The organism is Ruegeria sp. SAZA006 (assembly GCF_059613465.1).
Window position 1 is genome coordinate 102,062 of record NZ_JBXWSO010000016.1, and the last position, 12,918, is coordinate 114,979.

A 12,918-nucleotide genomic window follows, 5' to 3' on the forward strand; every position below is an offset into this window, starting at 1 on the left:
CCGCACAGAATTGAGGGGAGGCGCAGATGCCTGATCAGTTGATTTTCGCGATGGAGGTCTTTCTGAACGGCCTCATGGCCGGGGTGCTGTATGCGCTGGTCGCGCTGGGCTTTGTGCTGATCTACAAGGCATCGGGGATCTTCAATTACGCCCAGGGGGTTATGGCCCTGTTCGCGGCGATGACGCTGGTGGGGATCATGAACGGGCAAGTGCCGTTTGCCCATCTGATCAACGCCACCTTCGGCACGCATATTCACTATTTCGGTTGGAACGTTCCGGCCCTGCTGGCGATCATTCTGACGATGGGTGTGATGGTCCTGCTGGCCTGGGCGGTGCAGCGCTTTGTTATGCGCCACCTTGTGGGGCAGGAGCCCATCATCCTGTTCATGGCCACGATCGGCCTGGCCTATTTCCTGGAAGGCGTGGCTGACCTGATGTGGGGATCCGAGATCAAGACGCTGGACGTGGGTCTGCCGCAGGGCATCAACCTGTGGATCGACGAGACCACCTACAACATCTTCGGCTACGGTTTCTTCATCGACAATCTCGACATCGTGGCGACGGTCATCGCGGCGCTTCTGGTGGCTGCGCTGGTGGCCTTCAGCCAGTACACCAAGCAGGGCCGCGCCATGCGGGCTGTGGCCGACGACCACCAGGCCGCGCTGTCGGTCGGTATCTCGCTGAACTTCATCTGGATCATGGTCTGGTCGGTGGCCGGATTCGTGGCGCTGGTTGCGGGCATCATGTGGGGCACCAAGTCGGGCGTGCAGTTCTCGCTGTCGCTGATCGCGCTCAAGGCGTTGCCGGTTCTGATGCTGGGCGGGTTCACCTCGATCCCCGGCGCCATCGTCGGCGGGCTGATCATCGGTGTGGGCGAAAAGCTGTTCGAGTTCGCTGTGGGTCCGCTGGTGGGCGGCGCGACCGAGAACTGGTTTGCCTATGTGCTGGCGCTGATCTTCCTTGTGTTCCGGCCGCAGGGCTTGTTCGGCGAGAAGATCATCGAGAGGGTGTAGGCCATGACCAAGCTGATCGCCATCATCAACGTGATTGCGTGGGCGGGGTTCTGGGCCTTTGGGTACATCGCCCTTACCTCGAACGATCTGACCGCCAATCAGCTGACCGTGGCCGCGCTTTTGGCCTTTGCCGGGCTGGTGATGGGCGTTCTGGCCTACATGAAACTGGTGCGCGCCTCGGAGGCGAGCGGATATGCCAAACGGTCCAGCCAACTGGACGCCGAAGCCCGCAACCGGGCGCAGGAACAATGGGGAAAGTAAGACATGTTCTATCGTGAGGCCGGAGACTTCAAGACCTCCTACAGGGACGACAACCAGACTTTCCCGATCAAGTTCGACCGGTATCGCTACTATGTGGTGCTGGCGGTGGCGTTCGGGATCATCCCGTTCATCATCAACGACTATTGGGCCAACGCGCTGCTGCTGCCCTTCCTGATCTACGCGATCGCGGCGATCGGGCTGAACATCCTTGTGGGTTATTGCGGGCAGGTCAGCCTTGGCACCGGCGGTTTCATGGCCGTTGGGGCCTACGCCTGCTACAAGCTGATGACCGCCTTTCCCGACGTGTCGATGTTCATCCATGTGATCCTGGCCGGCGGCATCACCGCCATCGTGGGCGTTCTGTTCGGCCTGCCCAGCCTGCGGATCAAGGGGTTCTACCTGGCGGTGGCGACGCTGGCGGCGCAGTTCTTCCTGGTGTGGCTCTTCAACCGGGTGCCGTGGTTCTACAACTATTCGGCCTCGGGGCAGATCAACGCGCCCGAGCGTGACGTATTTGGCATCATCATCACCGGCCCCAACGCGCCGGCCTGGGCGACCTACCTGTTCTGCCTGATCTTCCTGACCGCCTGTGCGATCATCGCCCGCAACCTGACCCGCGGCACCACCGGGCGCACCTGGATGGCAATCCGCGACATGGACATCGCCGCGGAAATCATCGGTGTGAACCCGCTGCGCGCCAAGCTCAGCGCCTTTGCCGTCAGCTCGTTCTTCGTGGGCGTGTCAGGCGCGCTATTCTTCGCCATCTACCTGGGCGCGGTCGAGGTGGGCGAGGTCTTCGGCATCCAGAAATCCTTCCTGGTGCTGTTCATGGTCATCATCGGTGGGCTGGGCTCGATCTTCGGATCCTTTGCCGGCGCGGCTTTCCTGGTCCTGCTGCCGGTGGTGCTCAAGGTCGTGGGCGCGGACATGCTGGGCTGGCCCACCGACATCGTGGCGCATCTGCAGCTGGTGATCGTGGGCGGGCTGATCATCCTGTTCCTGATCCTAGAACCGCACGGTCTGGCGCAGCTGTGGCGCGTCGCCAAGGAGAAACTGAGACTCTGGCCTTTCCCGCACTAGGGACCGGCCCAATCAAGAAGGGGGCGCAAAGCCCGAACCAACATCGGACAAACCAAGGGAGGAGACACCCGATGAACAAGAAACTGGCAACCATGGCGCTGGGTGCGCTGATGGCCGCGGGGCCGGCAATGGCCGACCTCGTGTTCCCGTCGCTCAGCTACCGCACCGGGCCTTACGCCGCGGGCGGCATCCCCTTCGCGGATGGCTACGCGGACTATTTCACTCTGCTCAACGAGCGGGACGGCGGCATCGGTGGTGTTCCGGCCAACGTCATCGAGTGCGAAACCGGTTACAACACCGAGAAGGGTGTCGAATGTTATGAATCGACCAAGGGCGAAGGTGCACTGGTGTATCAGCCGCTGTCGACCGGCATCACCTATCAGCTGATCCCGAAAACCACCGCTGACGACATCCCGATGCACACGATGGGATATGGCCGCACCTCGGCCAAGAACGGCAAGGTGTTCAGCCACACGTTCAACTATCCGGCCAACTACTGGGACGGTGCGTCGGGTGCGATCAACTATCTGCTCGAGGAAAACGGCGGTGATCTGAGCGGCAAAAAGATCGCGCTGGTCTACCACAACTCGGCCTACGGCAAGGAGCCGATCCGTACGCTGGAAGAGCTGTCCAAGAAGCATGGCTACGAACTGGTGGCCCTGCCGGTCGATCACCCGGGCCAGGAGCAGAAATCGCAGTGGCTGCAGATCCGCCGCGATCGTCCCGACTATGTCCTGATGTGGGGCTGGGGCGTGATGAACCAGGTGGCCATCCAGGAAGCCGCGAACATCCGGTTCCCGATGGAAAACTTCATCGGCATCTGGTGGTCCGGCGCTGAGCATGACGTCATGCCCGCCGGTGCGGCCGCGGATGGTTACAAGGCGCTGACCTTCCACAACGTCGGCTCGGACTATCCGCTGTATGACGACCTGCAGAAATACGTCATCGACGCTGGCAAGGCCGCCGGTGCTGGCGATCAGGTCGGTACGGTCCTGTACAACCGCGGTCTCTATGCTGCGATGCTGGCCGCTGAGGCCGCCAAGAAGGCACAGGAAATCTCGGGCAAGGCTGACATCACCTCGGGCGACATGCGCGACGGTATGGAAGCGCTTGAGATGACCGAAGCGAAGATGGCCGAACTGGGCCTGCCGAACTTTGGTCCGACCTTCTCGGTCAGCTGTGAAAACCACGGGGGGGATGCCCTTGTGGGCGTGACCCAGTGGGATGCAGACAGCAAGACCTGGACTCTGATCTCGGAGTTCAAGGCTACCGATACGGACGTGATCGGCCCGCTGATCGAGGAAGACTCGAGCGCATACGCGGCTGAAAACAACATCGAACCGGGCTGCAACTAAGCGGCACGAACACCGGGGCGGCGGCTGACCGCCGTCCCGAACCGGACAAGCCCCGAAATGGGGCAGGCATGAGGACACGCGCTGATGCTGGATGCGGCACAAACCACTGACGTGCAGGCGGAAACCCTGCTTGAGGTCAACAATATCGAGGTGATCTACAACCATGTGATCCTCGTGCTGAAAGGCGTCAGCCTGACCGTGCCCAAGGGCGGGATCACCGCGCTGCTGGGCGGCAACGGGGCCGGCAAGACGACGACGCTCAAGGCGGTGTCGAACCTGCTGCATTCCGAACGCGGCGAGGTCACCAAGGGCTCGATCAAGTATCGCGGCCAGAACGTGCACGAGCGCGACCCGGCCGACCTGGTGCAGAAGGGCGTCATCCAGGTGATGGAAGGCCGCCACTGTTTCGAACATTTGACCGTCGAGGAAAACCTGCTGACCGGGGCCTATACCCGCAAGGACGGCAAGGCCGCCATCCAGCAGGATCTTGAACTGGTCTACAACTATTTCCCCCGTCTGAAAGAGCGGCGCCGCAGCCAGGCGGGCTATACCTCGGGCGGGGAACAGCAGATGGTCGCCATGGGCCGCGCGCTGATGAGCCGCCCCGAGACGATCCTGCTGGACGAGCCCTCGATGGGCCTTGCGCCGCAGCTGGTCGAGGAGATCTTCACCATCGTGAAGGACCTGAACGAACAGGAAGGTGTGTCCTTCCTGCTGGCCGAACAGAACACCAACGTGGCGCTGCGCTTTGCCCATTACGGATATATTCTGGAATCTGGGCGCGTGGTGATGGACGGCCCCGCCGCTGAACTGCGCGAGAACCCGGACGTCAAGGAATTCTACCTCGGCATGTCCGACGAAGGCCGCAAGAGTTTCCGCGATGTGCGGTCCTATCGTCGCCGCAAAAGGTGGCTGTGAGCGGATGGAGGATCTGGCGATGACATTCTACGATGCTCTGGAAACCCGTTCGGCCGATCAGCGCGCCGCCGAGCAATCGGCCGGTCTGCGCGAACAGCTGGCGCGGGCGAAATCCGCGCCCGGGTTCGCGGCCCATTTCGCCGATGTCGATCTGGATACGGTCCAGACCATCGCGGATCTGCCCAGGCTGCCGGTTCTGCGCAAGTCCGACCTGACCAAGGCGCAGGGTCAGCACCCGCCCTTTGGCGGATTTACCGTCAAACCCGCCCATGGCTTTGCCCACGTGTTCCAGTCGCCCGGGCCGATCTATGAACCCGGCGGAGTCGATCACGACTGGTGGCGCATGGGCCGGTTCCTGCATGCGGCGGGCGTGGGCCGGGGCGATATCGTGCAGAACTGTTTTGGCTATCACCTGACACCCGCGGGCATGATCTTTGAAAACGGCGCGCGTGCCGTGGGCGCCGCCGTGCTGCCCGCGGGCACCGGCCAGACCGAACTTCAGGTCACCGCCGCGCGCGACGTGGGCTGCACCGCCTATGCCGGCACGCCCGACTACATGAAGGTGATCCTGGACAAGGCCGATGAGATGGGCGTCGCTCTGAACTTCTCGAAGGCTGTCGTGGGCGGCGGGGCACTGTTCCCCAGCCTGCGCCAGGCCTACGCCGATCGCGGAATTTCCTGCCTGCAATGCTATGCCACGGCCGATCTGGGCAACATCGCTTATGAAAGCGCCGCGATGGAGGGCATGATCATCGACGAGCATGTCATCGTCGAAATCGTGACCCCCGGCACCGGAACACCGGTGGCGGAAGGCGAGGTCGGCGAGGTCGTGGTGACCTCCCTCAACCCCGACTATCCGCTGATCCGCTTTGCCACCGGTGATCTGTCGGCGGTGCTGCCCGGGCAGTCGCCCTGTGGCCGCACCAACCTCCGCATCAAGGGCTGGATGGGGCGCGCCGATCAGACCACCAAGATCAAGGGCATGTTCGTGCGCCCCGAACAGGTGGCCGCGCTGGTCGCCAAGCATGACGAGATCGTCAAGGCTCGCGTCATCGCTGCCCGGCAGGGCGAGATGGACACGATGACCGTGCAGATCGAAAGCCCCGGCGGCGATGACGGCACCTATGCCAAGTCGGTGGTCGAGGTTCTCAAGCTGAAGGGCACCGTTCAGGTGGTGCCACCCGGCACGCTGCCCAAGGACGGGCTGGTGATCGAGGATCAGCGCGTCTATGACTGATCCGGCCCGGGGTTCTGCGGCCAAATGCGCCGCAGAATCCTGTGCCTGCCCACTGGCGTTTCCGAGTTTTTTGGTCGATTAAAGGGGAACCGCAACCTTTGCCGACCCGAGGCCATGGCCCAGATCGAATTCTCAGAACATGGATCGCGCAACCGTGGGGCCTTGGGCACCCGGTTCGTCGGGGCCCTGGCCTACCTGGTTGCAGCAGCCTGCCTGTTGCCGATGGTCGCCGTGGTGCTGGCCGCCGTTACCGGCGGCACTGACACGATCCGGCATCTGCTGGATACGGTCCTGCCCGGCTATGCGGCCACCACGCTGATCCTGGTCTCATTGGTTTCGGTGGGGACTTTCGCCATCGGGGTCGGGGCCGCGTGGCTGGTCACCATGACCCGTTTTCCCGGCGTCCGCCTGTTCGAGGTGGCATTGGTGCTGCCGCTGGCCTTTCCGGCCTATGTGCTGGCCTATGCCTATACCTTCATCCTCGATCATCCCGGCATCGTTCAGACCACGCTGCGCCAGGTGACCGGCTGGGGCCCGCGCGACTATTGGTTCCCCGAGATCCGCTCGACCGAGGGCGCGGCGGTGATGCTGATCCTGGTGCTATACCCCTATGTCTATCTGTTGGCGCGCGCGGCCTTTCTGCAGCAAAGTGCCACCGCTTTTCTGGCGGCGCGGGCGCTGGGCAGCAGCCCGTGGTCGGCCTTTTGGCGGGTATCGCTGCCGATGGCGCGGCCTGCGATTGCCGGCGGCGTGCTGCTGGCGGTGATGGAGACCATCGCCGATTTCGGCACGGTCGCCTATTTCGGGGTCCAGACCTTTGCCACCGGCATCTACACCAGCTGGTTTTCCATGGCCGACCGCGCGGCGGCGGCGCAGCTGGCGCTGTGCCTTCTGGCCTTTGCGCTGGTGATGGCCGTGACCGAGCGCACCCAGCGCGGCAAGGCCAAATACTACCAACCCGGCAAACGCCACGCGGCATTGCCCGCTGCACAGCTGAGCGGCTGGCAGGCTGTGGCGGCATGGGTTTTATGCGCCATTCCGGTTTTGTTCGGCTTTCTACTTCCGGTGATAGTGCTGACTCAGATGGGATTGGAGTCCGAGCAGAACCTGCTTTCGGCCCGCTATCTCGGGTTCATTCGGAATTCTCTGACTCTGGCAGGAACGGCGGCGGTGATCACCGTCTGCGCGGCGGTCTGCGTCGGTTTCTTCCAACGGCTGAGACCCGGGCGCGGTTCGGCCATGGCGGCTTATGCGGCGCGGTTGGGCTATGCTGTGCCAGGCGGCGTGATCGCGGTGGGGCTGATCGTGCCTTTTGCCGGGTTCGACAATGCGCTGGACGCCTGGATGCGGCAGACCTTCGGCGTGTCGACCGGGTTGCTGGTCACCGGCTCGATCTGGTTGTTGGTGGCGGCCTACATGGTGCGCTTCCTCGCGGCCGCGCTCAGCGCTTATGAAAGCGGTCAGAGCACCGTTCATGCAAATATGGATGCCGCTGCCCGCTCGCTGGGGCAGACGCCATTGGGCACGTTGCGTCGGGTGCATCTGCCGATCCTCACGCCCTCGCTGCTGACGGCGCTGCTGATCGTATTCGTGGACGTGATGAAGGAACTGCCGGCCACGCTGATCATGCGGCCCTTCAACTTTGACACGCTGGCGGTTCAGGCCTACCGGCTGGCCTCGGACGAACGGTTGGAGGGCGCTGCCGTTCCGTCGCTGGTGATCTTGGCCGTGGGCCTGCTGCCGGTGATCCTGATCTGCCGCCAGGTCGGGCGCCGGCACTGACGGGCGGTTCAAAAATACCACACCATGTCGTGACAGGCTTGATCTGATCGCATTTTCCGGCAAGGCTGAAGTCATGAACATGCAGCCTCCCAGCCGGAACCCTGCAAGCCCGGTCCAGATGCCGGTGGCCTTCAACCGGCAAGAGATGTCACAGATTCTTTCCGTCTATGGACGGATGGTCGCCGCCGGAGAATGGCGTGACTACGGAATATCAAATCTGCGCGACGTTGCCATATTCTCGATCTTCCGACGTACGGCCGAGCACCCGATCTATCGTGTTGAAAAACACCCCCGGCTGCGTTCAAAGCAGGGGATGTATTCGGTGGTGGGCATGGACGGGCGCATCCTGAAACGCGGGCACGACCTGCGCGCCGTCCTGCGGGTACTGGAACGCAAGCTGATCCGCTCGGTCGACCCGGATTAGAGCCGCTTGTGCGCCGTGACCGGCCCGTCGCCCTGGGCTTCGATCCGGGCAATGGCCTGATCCATCGGTTCAAATACCACGGCCATGTGATGGGCATTGGCATGCAGCAGCATGTTGTCGCCGGACACCCAGGCCACATGGCCTTTCCAGAACAACAGATCGCCGCGCTGCGCCGGGGTGCCTCCGGGTAATGCGGTGCCCAGGTCCCGCTCTTGGTCGCCGCTGTCGCCGGGGCAGGCCGCGCCACAGGCCAGCAGCCCCGCCTGAATCAGGCCTGAACAATCCAGCCCCCACCGGCTGTTGCCGCCCCAAAGATAGGGGGTGCCCAGAAACAGTTCGGCCACGGCCACCGGGTCGTTCAGTAGGGTTCCGACCGGTTTGACATGCACTGCGGGGATGAACCCAAGCTCGGTCTCGACAAAGCGGTCCTGCTGCGACAGCACCACGACCCGGCTGCCAAAGCTCAGGCTGACCCGGTCGGGGCTTTTGATGTCGGGTTGCGCATAGGCATGGGTCGCCGGGGCCCAGATCCAATGCGTGGCCGGGGCGTCAGGGCCCAACTGGTCCGCGCGCAGCCAGCCTTGATACCCATCCTTGTCGGAAGCCACTCGGCACCAGCCGCCGGATTGTTCGGTGACGTCCAGGCCGTCGCCATACAGCAGCTGCCGGTCGCGCGGGCCCTTGGGGCTGCGCAGCAGGTCCACGACGGGGCGGATGACGCACGCGCGGTTCACAGGCCCAGCATCCCGGGCAGGGCGGTCAGCAGGGCGCGCGGCCCTTGCCCCAACCCGCCTTTGCTGCGGCCGGGCTCTTTGGCCTTTTGCCAGGAGTAGATGTCGAAATGCATGTACCGGCTATTTTCCACGAACCGCCGTAGGAACAACGCCGCGGTGATCGACCCGGCGAACCCGCCCGCCGGCGCGTTGTCGAGATCGGCGATGCCCGGCTCGATCAACGTCTCATAGGGCGTGTGGAACGGCATCCGCCAGACCGGGTCAGCCGCCTGAACAGCGGCCTGCGCCAAGGCCTGCGCGGCGGCATCGTCATCGGTGTAGAACGGGGCCAGATCCGCCCCCACCGCCACCCGCGCCGCGCCGGTCAGCGTCGCCATTGTGATCACCAGATCCGGCGCGCCCTCATCTGCCAGCGCCAGCGCGTCGGCCAGCACCAGCCGCCCTTCGGCATCGGTGTTGTTGATCTCGACCGTCAGGCCCTTGCGCGAGGTCAGGATGTCACCCGGCCGGAACGCGTTGCCGGCCACCGCGTTTTCCACAGCCGGGATCAGCACCCGCAACTGCAGCGGCAGGTCCAGCGCCATGATCATGCGCGCCAGCCCCAGAACGTTCGCCGCGCCGCCCATGTCCTTTTTCATCAACCCCATCGAGGCACCCGGCTTCAGGTTCAGTCCGCCGGTGTCAAAGCAGACGCCCTTGCCGACCAACGTCAGCTTCGGACCGCTTGTGCCCCAGGTCATCTCAATCAGGCGCGGAGCCTGTTCAGCGGCCCGACCCACCGCGTGGATCATGGGAAAGTTCTGTTCCAGCAAGCTGTCGCCAATGGTGACGGCACAACGAGCCCCGTACTCCTGCGCCAGCGTTTCAACGGCGTCTTGCAGGGCCTGAGGTCCCATGTCGGCCGTTGGAGTGTTGACCAGGTCACGGGTGAGCGCTTCGGCATTGGCCATGATCTCAATCCGCGGAGCATTCACAACGTCCGGCGCGACCAATCGGGCCTTTGCGCCGGACTGTTCGGCATATCGGTCGAAACTGTACCCGGTCAGCAACCAGCCCAGGGCTTCGGTTTCGGCTTTGTCTGCCGGCAAACCGGACGCAATCCGGTAAGTGCCTTCGGGCAGAACCTCGGCGGCGGCGGCAAGCGGAAAGCGTACCCGAGCGCGCCGGGTGTCGGTTCCATAGCCTGCCAGCGCGAATTGCGGCGCGCCCGTCGGTCCGGGAACCAGCAGAACCTGCCCGATTGCGCCGGTGAATCCGCTCGCGGCTACCCAGGCCTGTGTCTCATCGGGCTGAGACTTCAGCCAAGGCTCGAGCCCGTCCTGCGCAAGAACATGCAGATCAATGGCAGGGGCATCGGAAGGTGCAAAAGACAGGGACATGGGCGCCTCGGACTGTTCTGGTGCCGCCTACACTAGCCGCCTGTTGTTCGCCCGCAACCCGTCATATCGAAAGATTCTGTTGATCCCAAACGGCGGTCAGCGACCGCTCGCCCACCCGGATCAGTCGGCTGAGCGTGGCTCCGGTCGCCACTGCATCGCCGGCATCTACCGTCCGGGCCACGTCGCCGGCGACCCGGGCCAGCGCCGTCATGCCGACCTGTTCGGATATTGCGACCAGAGACTTGGCGCATTTGCGAAGCCCCGCCCAGTCACGTTGACGCCAGAGCCGTTCACAATTCGACAGGCGTACTGCCAGCTCCTCGACCGTTCGGCACAGAACGTCGACCGCGTTCGTGTCACCCAATTGCCGATACAGCCCGTTCAACCGGTCCGGATCCAGGCTCACGGACTCCTTCTGTTCAAGCGAGACGATCTTGTCCACCTCATTCACCCCAATCTTTCTGCCCCCACGGCATCTGCGAACCTGTCACAAAAGACCTTTGCAATTCCTTTCGGCCAATCGGGATAATGTCTCGAATTTTGTTCGAACTTGCGTTAGATCGGCGGTCGAACCGCAAATTTGGGAAAACGCGATGCACCACGCCAAACCTCTGCCGAGCTATCTGGTCAAACGGTACCACGGTTGGAAAGCCACGTCCTATTCCGAGAACCAGGCCTGGTACCGCCGGCTGGCGACCGAGGGGCAGCGTCCGCGTGCGATGGTGATTTCCTGCTGTGACAGCCGGGTCCATGTCACCTCGATTTTCGGGGCCGACCAGGGCGAGTTTTTTATCCACCGCAATATTGCCAACCTGGTACCGCCCTACGAACCGGACGGCGAGCGCCACGGTACCAGCGCAACCATCGAGTATGCGGTGACGGCATTGAAAGTGGCGCATCTGATCGTGCTGGGACATTCGCAATGCGGCGGGGTGCAGGGCTGTATCGACATGTGCAAAGGCGAAGCGCCGCAACTGGAAGCCAAAGAGAGTTTTGTCGGACGCTGGATGGACATCCTCAAACCGAAATTCGATCTGGTCTCCGATGTCGAAGATCCCGCGGAACAGGCGCGCCAGTTCGAGCGTCAGGCGGTTGTCGCGTCGCTCGAAAACCTGATGACCTTCCCGTTCGTGGCCGAGGCCGTACAGAACGGCTCGATATCGCTGCACGGCTTGTGGACCGATATCGGCGAAGGTGGTCTGGAGTATTATGATCCGTCAGGAAAAAAATTCCTGCCGGTTTAGTCTTTAAATCGGAGAAACGCACCCTAATTGAACGCTAGTTCAATTAGGGTGCGGTGACTGTATGGAAAACCTGTTGTCTCTGGCGGCCGACAATCTGGTCTCGCCGATCATTCTCAGTTTTGTGCTTGGTCTGTCAGCGGCATTGGCCCGATCTGACCTGACCATTCCCGAGGCCATCGCCAAGGCGATGTCGATCTATCTGCTGTTTGCGATCGGCTTCAAGGGTGGGGTCAGTGTTGCCGCACACGGGATCGACGCCACGCTTGGCTTGTCCCTCATTGCAGGTGTCATTCTGTCCGCACTGCTGCCGCTGGTGGCGTTTGGCCTGTTGCGGGTGCTGACCAACTTGGACCATGTCAACGCCGGAGCGGTCGCAGCACATTACGGCTCAATCTCGATCGTCACATTCGTGGCCGGTACATCGGTTCTGGAAAGTCAGGGCCTGATGTACGAGGGCTATATGGTGGCTGTTGCGGCCGCGATGGAAGCGCCGGCGATCCTGTCCGCTCTGTGGCTGATCTCCCGCGGTGGCGGAGCTCGCCGGATGGACTCGGATCTCTGGCGCGAGATCGCCCTCAATGGTTCGATCGTTCTGCTTGTCGGGTCGTTTGCAATCGGCTGGATCACGGGCGAGGACGGTCTGGCCGAAATCAGCAGCTTCGTGGTCGCACCGTTCAAGGGGGTCCTGTGCCTGTTCCTGCTGGACATGGGTATCGTCGCGGGGCGCGGGTTGCGTGCCGGGCGCGGGCTGATCACGATGGGTCTGCTTGGCTTCGGCGTGCTGATGCCGCTGATCGGGGCTGGTGCCGGGTTGGTGGCCGCGCTCCTGTTGGGTCTGTCCACCGGTGGAGCGGTGTTGCTGATGGTGTTGGGCGCCTCCGCCTCGTACATCGCGGTTCCTGCGGCGATGCGCGTGGCCGTGCCCGAGGCGAACCCGTCCATCTATCTGACCCTGTCTTTGGGCGTCACATTCCCATTCAACCTGGCGCTGGGCCTGCCGATCTACGTCTCGGTCGCCCGGGCCGTTACCGGAGGATAAGACGATGCAGACACATGACGCCAAACGGGTCGAGATCACCATCGAAGCCATCGTGAAATCCCGTCTGACGGATGCTCTGGTCGATCAAGGTGTGACCGGGTTCACGATCCTGCCGGTGCTCGGCGGATCGGGACGATCGGGTGAATGGAGCCGATCGGGTCAGGTCAGCCGCGCCAGCGGAATGGTTCAGGTCATCTGCATCATTCGCCCCGATCGCTTGGACGGGCTGCTGAGCGCGATCCTTCCCGTGCTTGATCGCCATATCGGGGTTGTAAGCGTCACCGACTGCCAAGTTCTGCGGGCCGAGCGTTTCTGACCCGGCACGCTTGGGATCCGATGCGCGCCTAACCTCGGGAGTCATGGCGTGGACCCATGCACGATGTGCGGAGCGAACAGGCAAACCCCTGTTCGCAAAACCACACATTTTCCTTCAGAGCGGGCTGACTGACAAA

14 protein-coding genes are annotated in these 12,918 nt (G+C 63.0%); 11 read left to right on the forward strand and 3 right to left on the reverse strand.

Annotated features, from left to right (window positions below; all coding sequences use genetic code 11):
* Nucleotides 1-26 precede the first annotated feature (26 nt).
* The 8 genes from AC2FNZ_RS15635 to AC2FNZ_RS15670 all read left to right on the forward strand — a co-directional run bounded on the left by AC2FNZ_RS15635 (nucleotide 27) and on the right by AC2FNZ_RS15670 (nucleotide 8,070).
* Entirely contained in the window at nucleotides 27-1,013 is a 987-nt protein-coding gene (locus AC2FNZ_RS15635; RefSeq protein ID WP_093963944.1) for a branched-chain amino acid ABC transporter permease, read from the forward strand.
* A gap of 3 nt (nucleotides 1,014-1,016) precedes the next feature.
* Complete coding sequence (locus AC2FNZ_RS15640) at nucleotides 1,017-1,274, forward strand: hypothetical protein (protein ID WP_093963945.1); 258 nt, start codon at nucleotides 1,017-1,019, stop codon at nucleotides 1,272-1,274.
* Between the two features lie 3 nt (nucleotides 1,275-1,277).
* Nucleotides 1,278-2,354 (forward strand): branched-chain amino acid ABC transporter permease, encoded by a 1,077-nt coding sequence (locus tag AC2FNZ_RS15645; protein WP_093963946.1) that lies wholly within the window; start codon nucleotides 1,278-1,280, stop codon nucleotides 2,352-2,354.
* Between the two features lie 71 nt (nucleotides 2,355-2,425).
* Entirely contained in the window at nucleotides 2,426-3,709 is a 1,284-nt protein-coding gene (locus AC2FNZ_RS15650) for an ABC transporter substrate-binding protein (protein ID WP_093963947.1), read from the forward strand.
* 84 nt (nucleotides 3,710-3,793) lie between these two features.
* A complete protein-coding gene (locus AC2FNZ_RS15655; protein WP_093963948.1) occupies nucleotides 3,794-4,627 on the forward strand; it encodes an ABC transporter ATP-binding protein in 834 nt (277 codons plus the stop codon).
* A 19-nt stretch (nucleotides 4,628-4,646) separates the two neighbouring features.
* Nucleotides 4,647-5,864: a phenylacetate--CoA ligase family protein gene (locus AC2FNZ_RS15660; protein ID WP_496841194.1), complete on the forward strand. Its 1,218-nt coding sequence runs from the start codon at nucleotides 4,647-4,649 to the stop codon at nucleotides 5,862-5,864.
* A 114-nt stretch (nucleotides 5,865-5,978) separates the two neighbouring features.
* Complete coding sequence (locus AC2FNZ_RS15665; protein WP_093963949.1) at nucleotides 5,979-7,646, forward strand: ABC transporter permease; 1,668 nt, start codon at nucleotides 5,979-5,981, stop codon at nucleotides 7,644-7,646.
* 73 nt (nucleotides 7,647-7,719) lie between these two features.
* Complete coding sequence (locus tag AC2FNZ_RS15670) at nucleotides 7,720-8,070, forward strand: DUF2794 domain-containing protein (protein WP_093963950.1); 351 nt, start codon at nucleotides 7,720-7,722, stop codon at nucleotides 8,068-8,070.
* Here AC2FNZ_RS15670 and AC2FNZ_RS15675 read toward each other — a convergent pair.
* The 3 genes from AC2FNZ_RS15675 to AC2FNZ_RS15685 form a co-directional block, all read right to left on the reverse strand.
* Nucleotides 8,067-8,804: a C40 family peptidase gene (locus AC2FNZ_RS15675; RefSeq protein ID WP_496841195.1), complete on the reverse strand. Its 738-nt coding sequence runs from the start codon at nucleotides 8,802-8,804 to the stop codon at nucleotides 8,067-8,069. The genes AC2FNZ_RS15670 and AC2FNZ_RS15675 overlap by 4 nt on opposite strands.
* Nucleotides 8,801-10,183: a leucyl aminopeptidase family protein gene (locus AC2FNZ_RS15680; protein WP_496841196.1), complete on the reverse strand. Its 1,383-nt coding sequence runs from the start codon at nucleotides 10,181-10,183 to the stop codon at nucleotides 8,801-8,803. Before AC2FNZ_RS15680 ends, AC2FNZ_RS15675 begins: the two co-directional genes overlap by 4 nt.
* A 61-nt stretch (nucleotides 10,184-10,244) precedes the next feature.
* Nucleotides 10,245-10,634 (reverse strand): hypothetical protein, encoded by a 390-nt coding sequence (locus AC2FNZ_RS15685; protein WP_496841197.1) that lies wholly within the window; start codon nucleotides 10,632-10,634, stop codon nucleotides 10,245-10,247.
* Between the two features lie 142 nt (nucleotides 10,635-10,776).
* Between AC2FNZ_RS15685 and AC2FNZ_RS15690 the strand changes: the two genes are divergently transcribed.
* From AC2FNZ_RS15690 to AC2FNZ_RS15700, 3 genes are all read left to right on the forward strand, one after another.
* A complete protein-coding gene (locus AC2FNZ_RS15690) occupies nucleotides 10,777-11,427 on the forward strand; it encodes a carbonic anhydrase (protein ID WP_093963954.1) in 651 nt (216 codons plus the stop codon).
* 61 nt (nucleotides 11,428-11,488) lie between these two features.
* Nucleotides 11,489-12,466, forward strand: coding sequence for a sodium-dependent bicarbonate transport family permease (locus AC2FNZ_RS15695; RefSeq protein ID WP_170340783.1), 978 nt, complete (start codon nucleotides 11,489-11,491; stop codon nucleotides 12,464-12,466).
* 4 nt (nucleotides 12,467-12,470) lie between these two features.
* Nucleotides 12,471-12,782 carry a P-II family nitrogen regulator gene (locus AC2FNZ_RS15700; RefSeq protein WP_093963956.1) on the forward strand — a complete coding sequence of 104 codons (312 nt, stop codon included), beginning with the start codon at nucleotides 12,471-12,473 and terminating at the stop codon, nucleotides 12,780-12,782.
* Nucleotides 12,783-12,918: the final 136 nt, after the last annotated feature.

What these genes read in the sequence shown, in the direction of transcription:
- AC2FNZ_RS15635 (WP_093963944.1), top strand. Translation starts at nt 27, where the DNA reads ATGCCTGATCAGTTGATTTTCGCGATGGAGGTCTTTCTGAACGGCCTC.
- AC2FNZ_RS15640 (WP_093963945.1), top strand. Translation starts at nt 1,017, where the DNA reads ATGACCAAGCTGATCGCCATCATCAACGTGATTGCGTGGGCGGGGTTC.
- AC2FNZ_RS15645 (WP_093963946.1), top strand. Translation starts at nt 1,278, where the DNA reads ATGTTCTATCGTGAGGCCGGAGACTTCAAGACCTCCTACAGGGACGAC.
- AC2FNZ_RS15650 (WP_093963947.1), top strand. Translation starts at nt 2,426, where the DNA reads ATGAACAAGAAACTGGCAACCATGGCGCTGGGTGCGCTGATGGCCGCG.
- AC2FNZ_RS15655 (WP_093963948.1), top strand. Translation starts at nt 3,794, where the DNA reads ATGCTGGATGCGGCACAAACCACTGACGTGCAGGCGGAAACCCTGCTT.
- AC2FNZ_RS15660 (WP_496841194.1), top strand. Translation starts at nt 4,647, where the DNA reads ATGACATTCTACGATGCTCTGGAAACCCGTTCGGCCGATCAGCGCGCC.
- AC2FNZ_RS15665 (WP_093963949.1), top strand. Translation starts at nt 5,979, where the DNA reads ATGGCCCAGATCGAATTCTCAGAACATGGATCGCGCAACCGTGGGGCC.
- AC2FNZ_RS15670 (WP_093963950.1), top strand. Translation starts at nt 7,720, where the DNA reads ATGAACATGCAGCCTCCCAGCCGGAACCCTGCAAGCCCGGTCCAGATG.
- AC2FNZ_RS15680 (WP_496841196.1), bottom strand. Translation starts at nt 10,183, where the DNA reads ATGTCCCTGTCTTTTGCACCTTCCGATGCCCCTGCCATTGATCTGCAT.
- AC2FNZ_RS15690 (WP_093963954.1), top strand. Translation starts at nt 10,777, where the DNA reads ATGCACCACGCCAAACCTCTGCCGAGCTATCTGGTCAAACGGTACCAC.
- AC2FNZ_RS15695 (WP_170340783.1), top strand. Translation starts at nt 11,489, where the DNA reads ATGGAAAACCTGTTGTCTCTGGCGGCCGACAATCTGGTCTCGCCGATC.
- AC2FNZ_RS15700 (WP_093963956.1), top strand. Translation starts at nt 12,471, where the DNA reads ATGCAGACACATGACGCCAAACGGGTCGAGATCACCATCGAAGCCATC.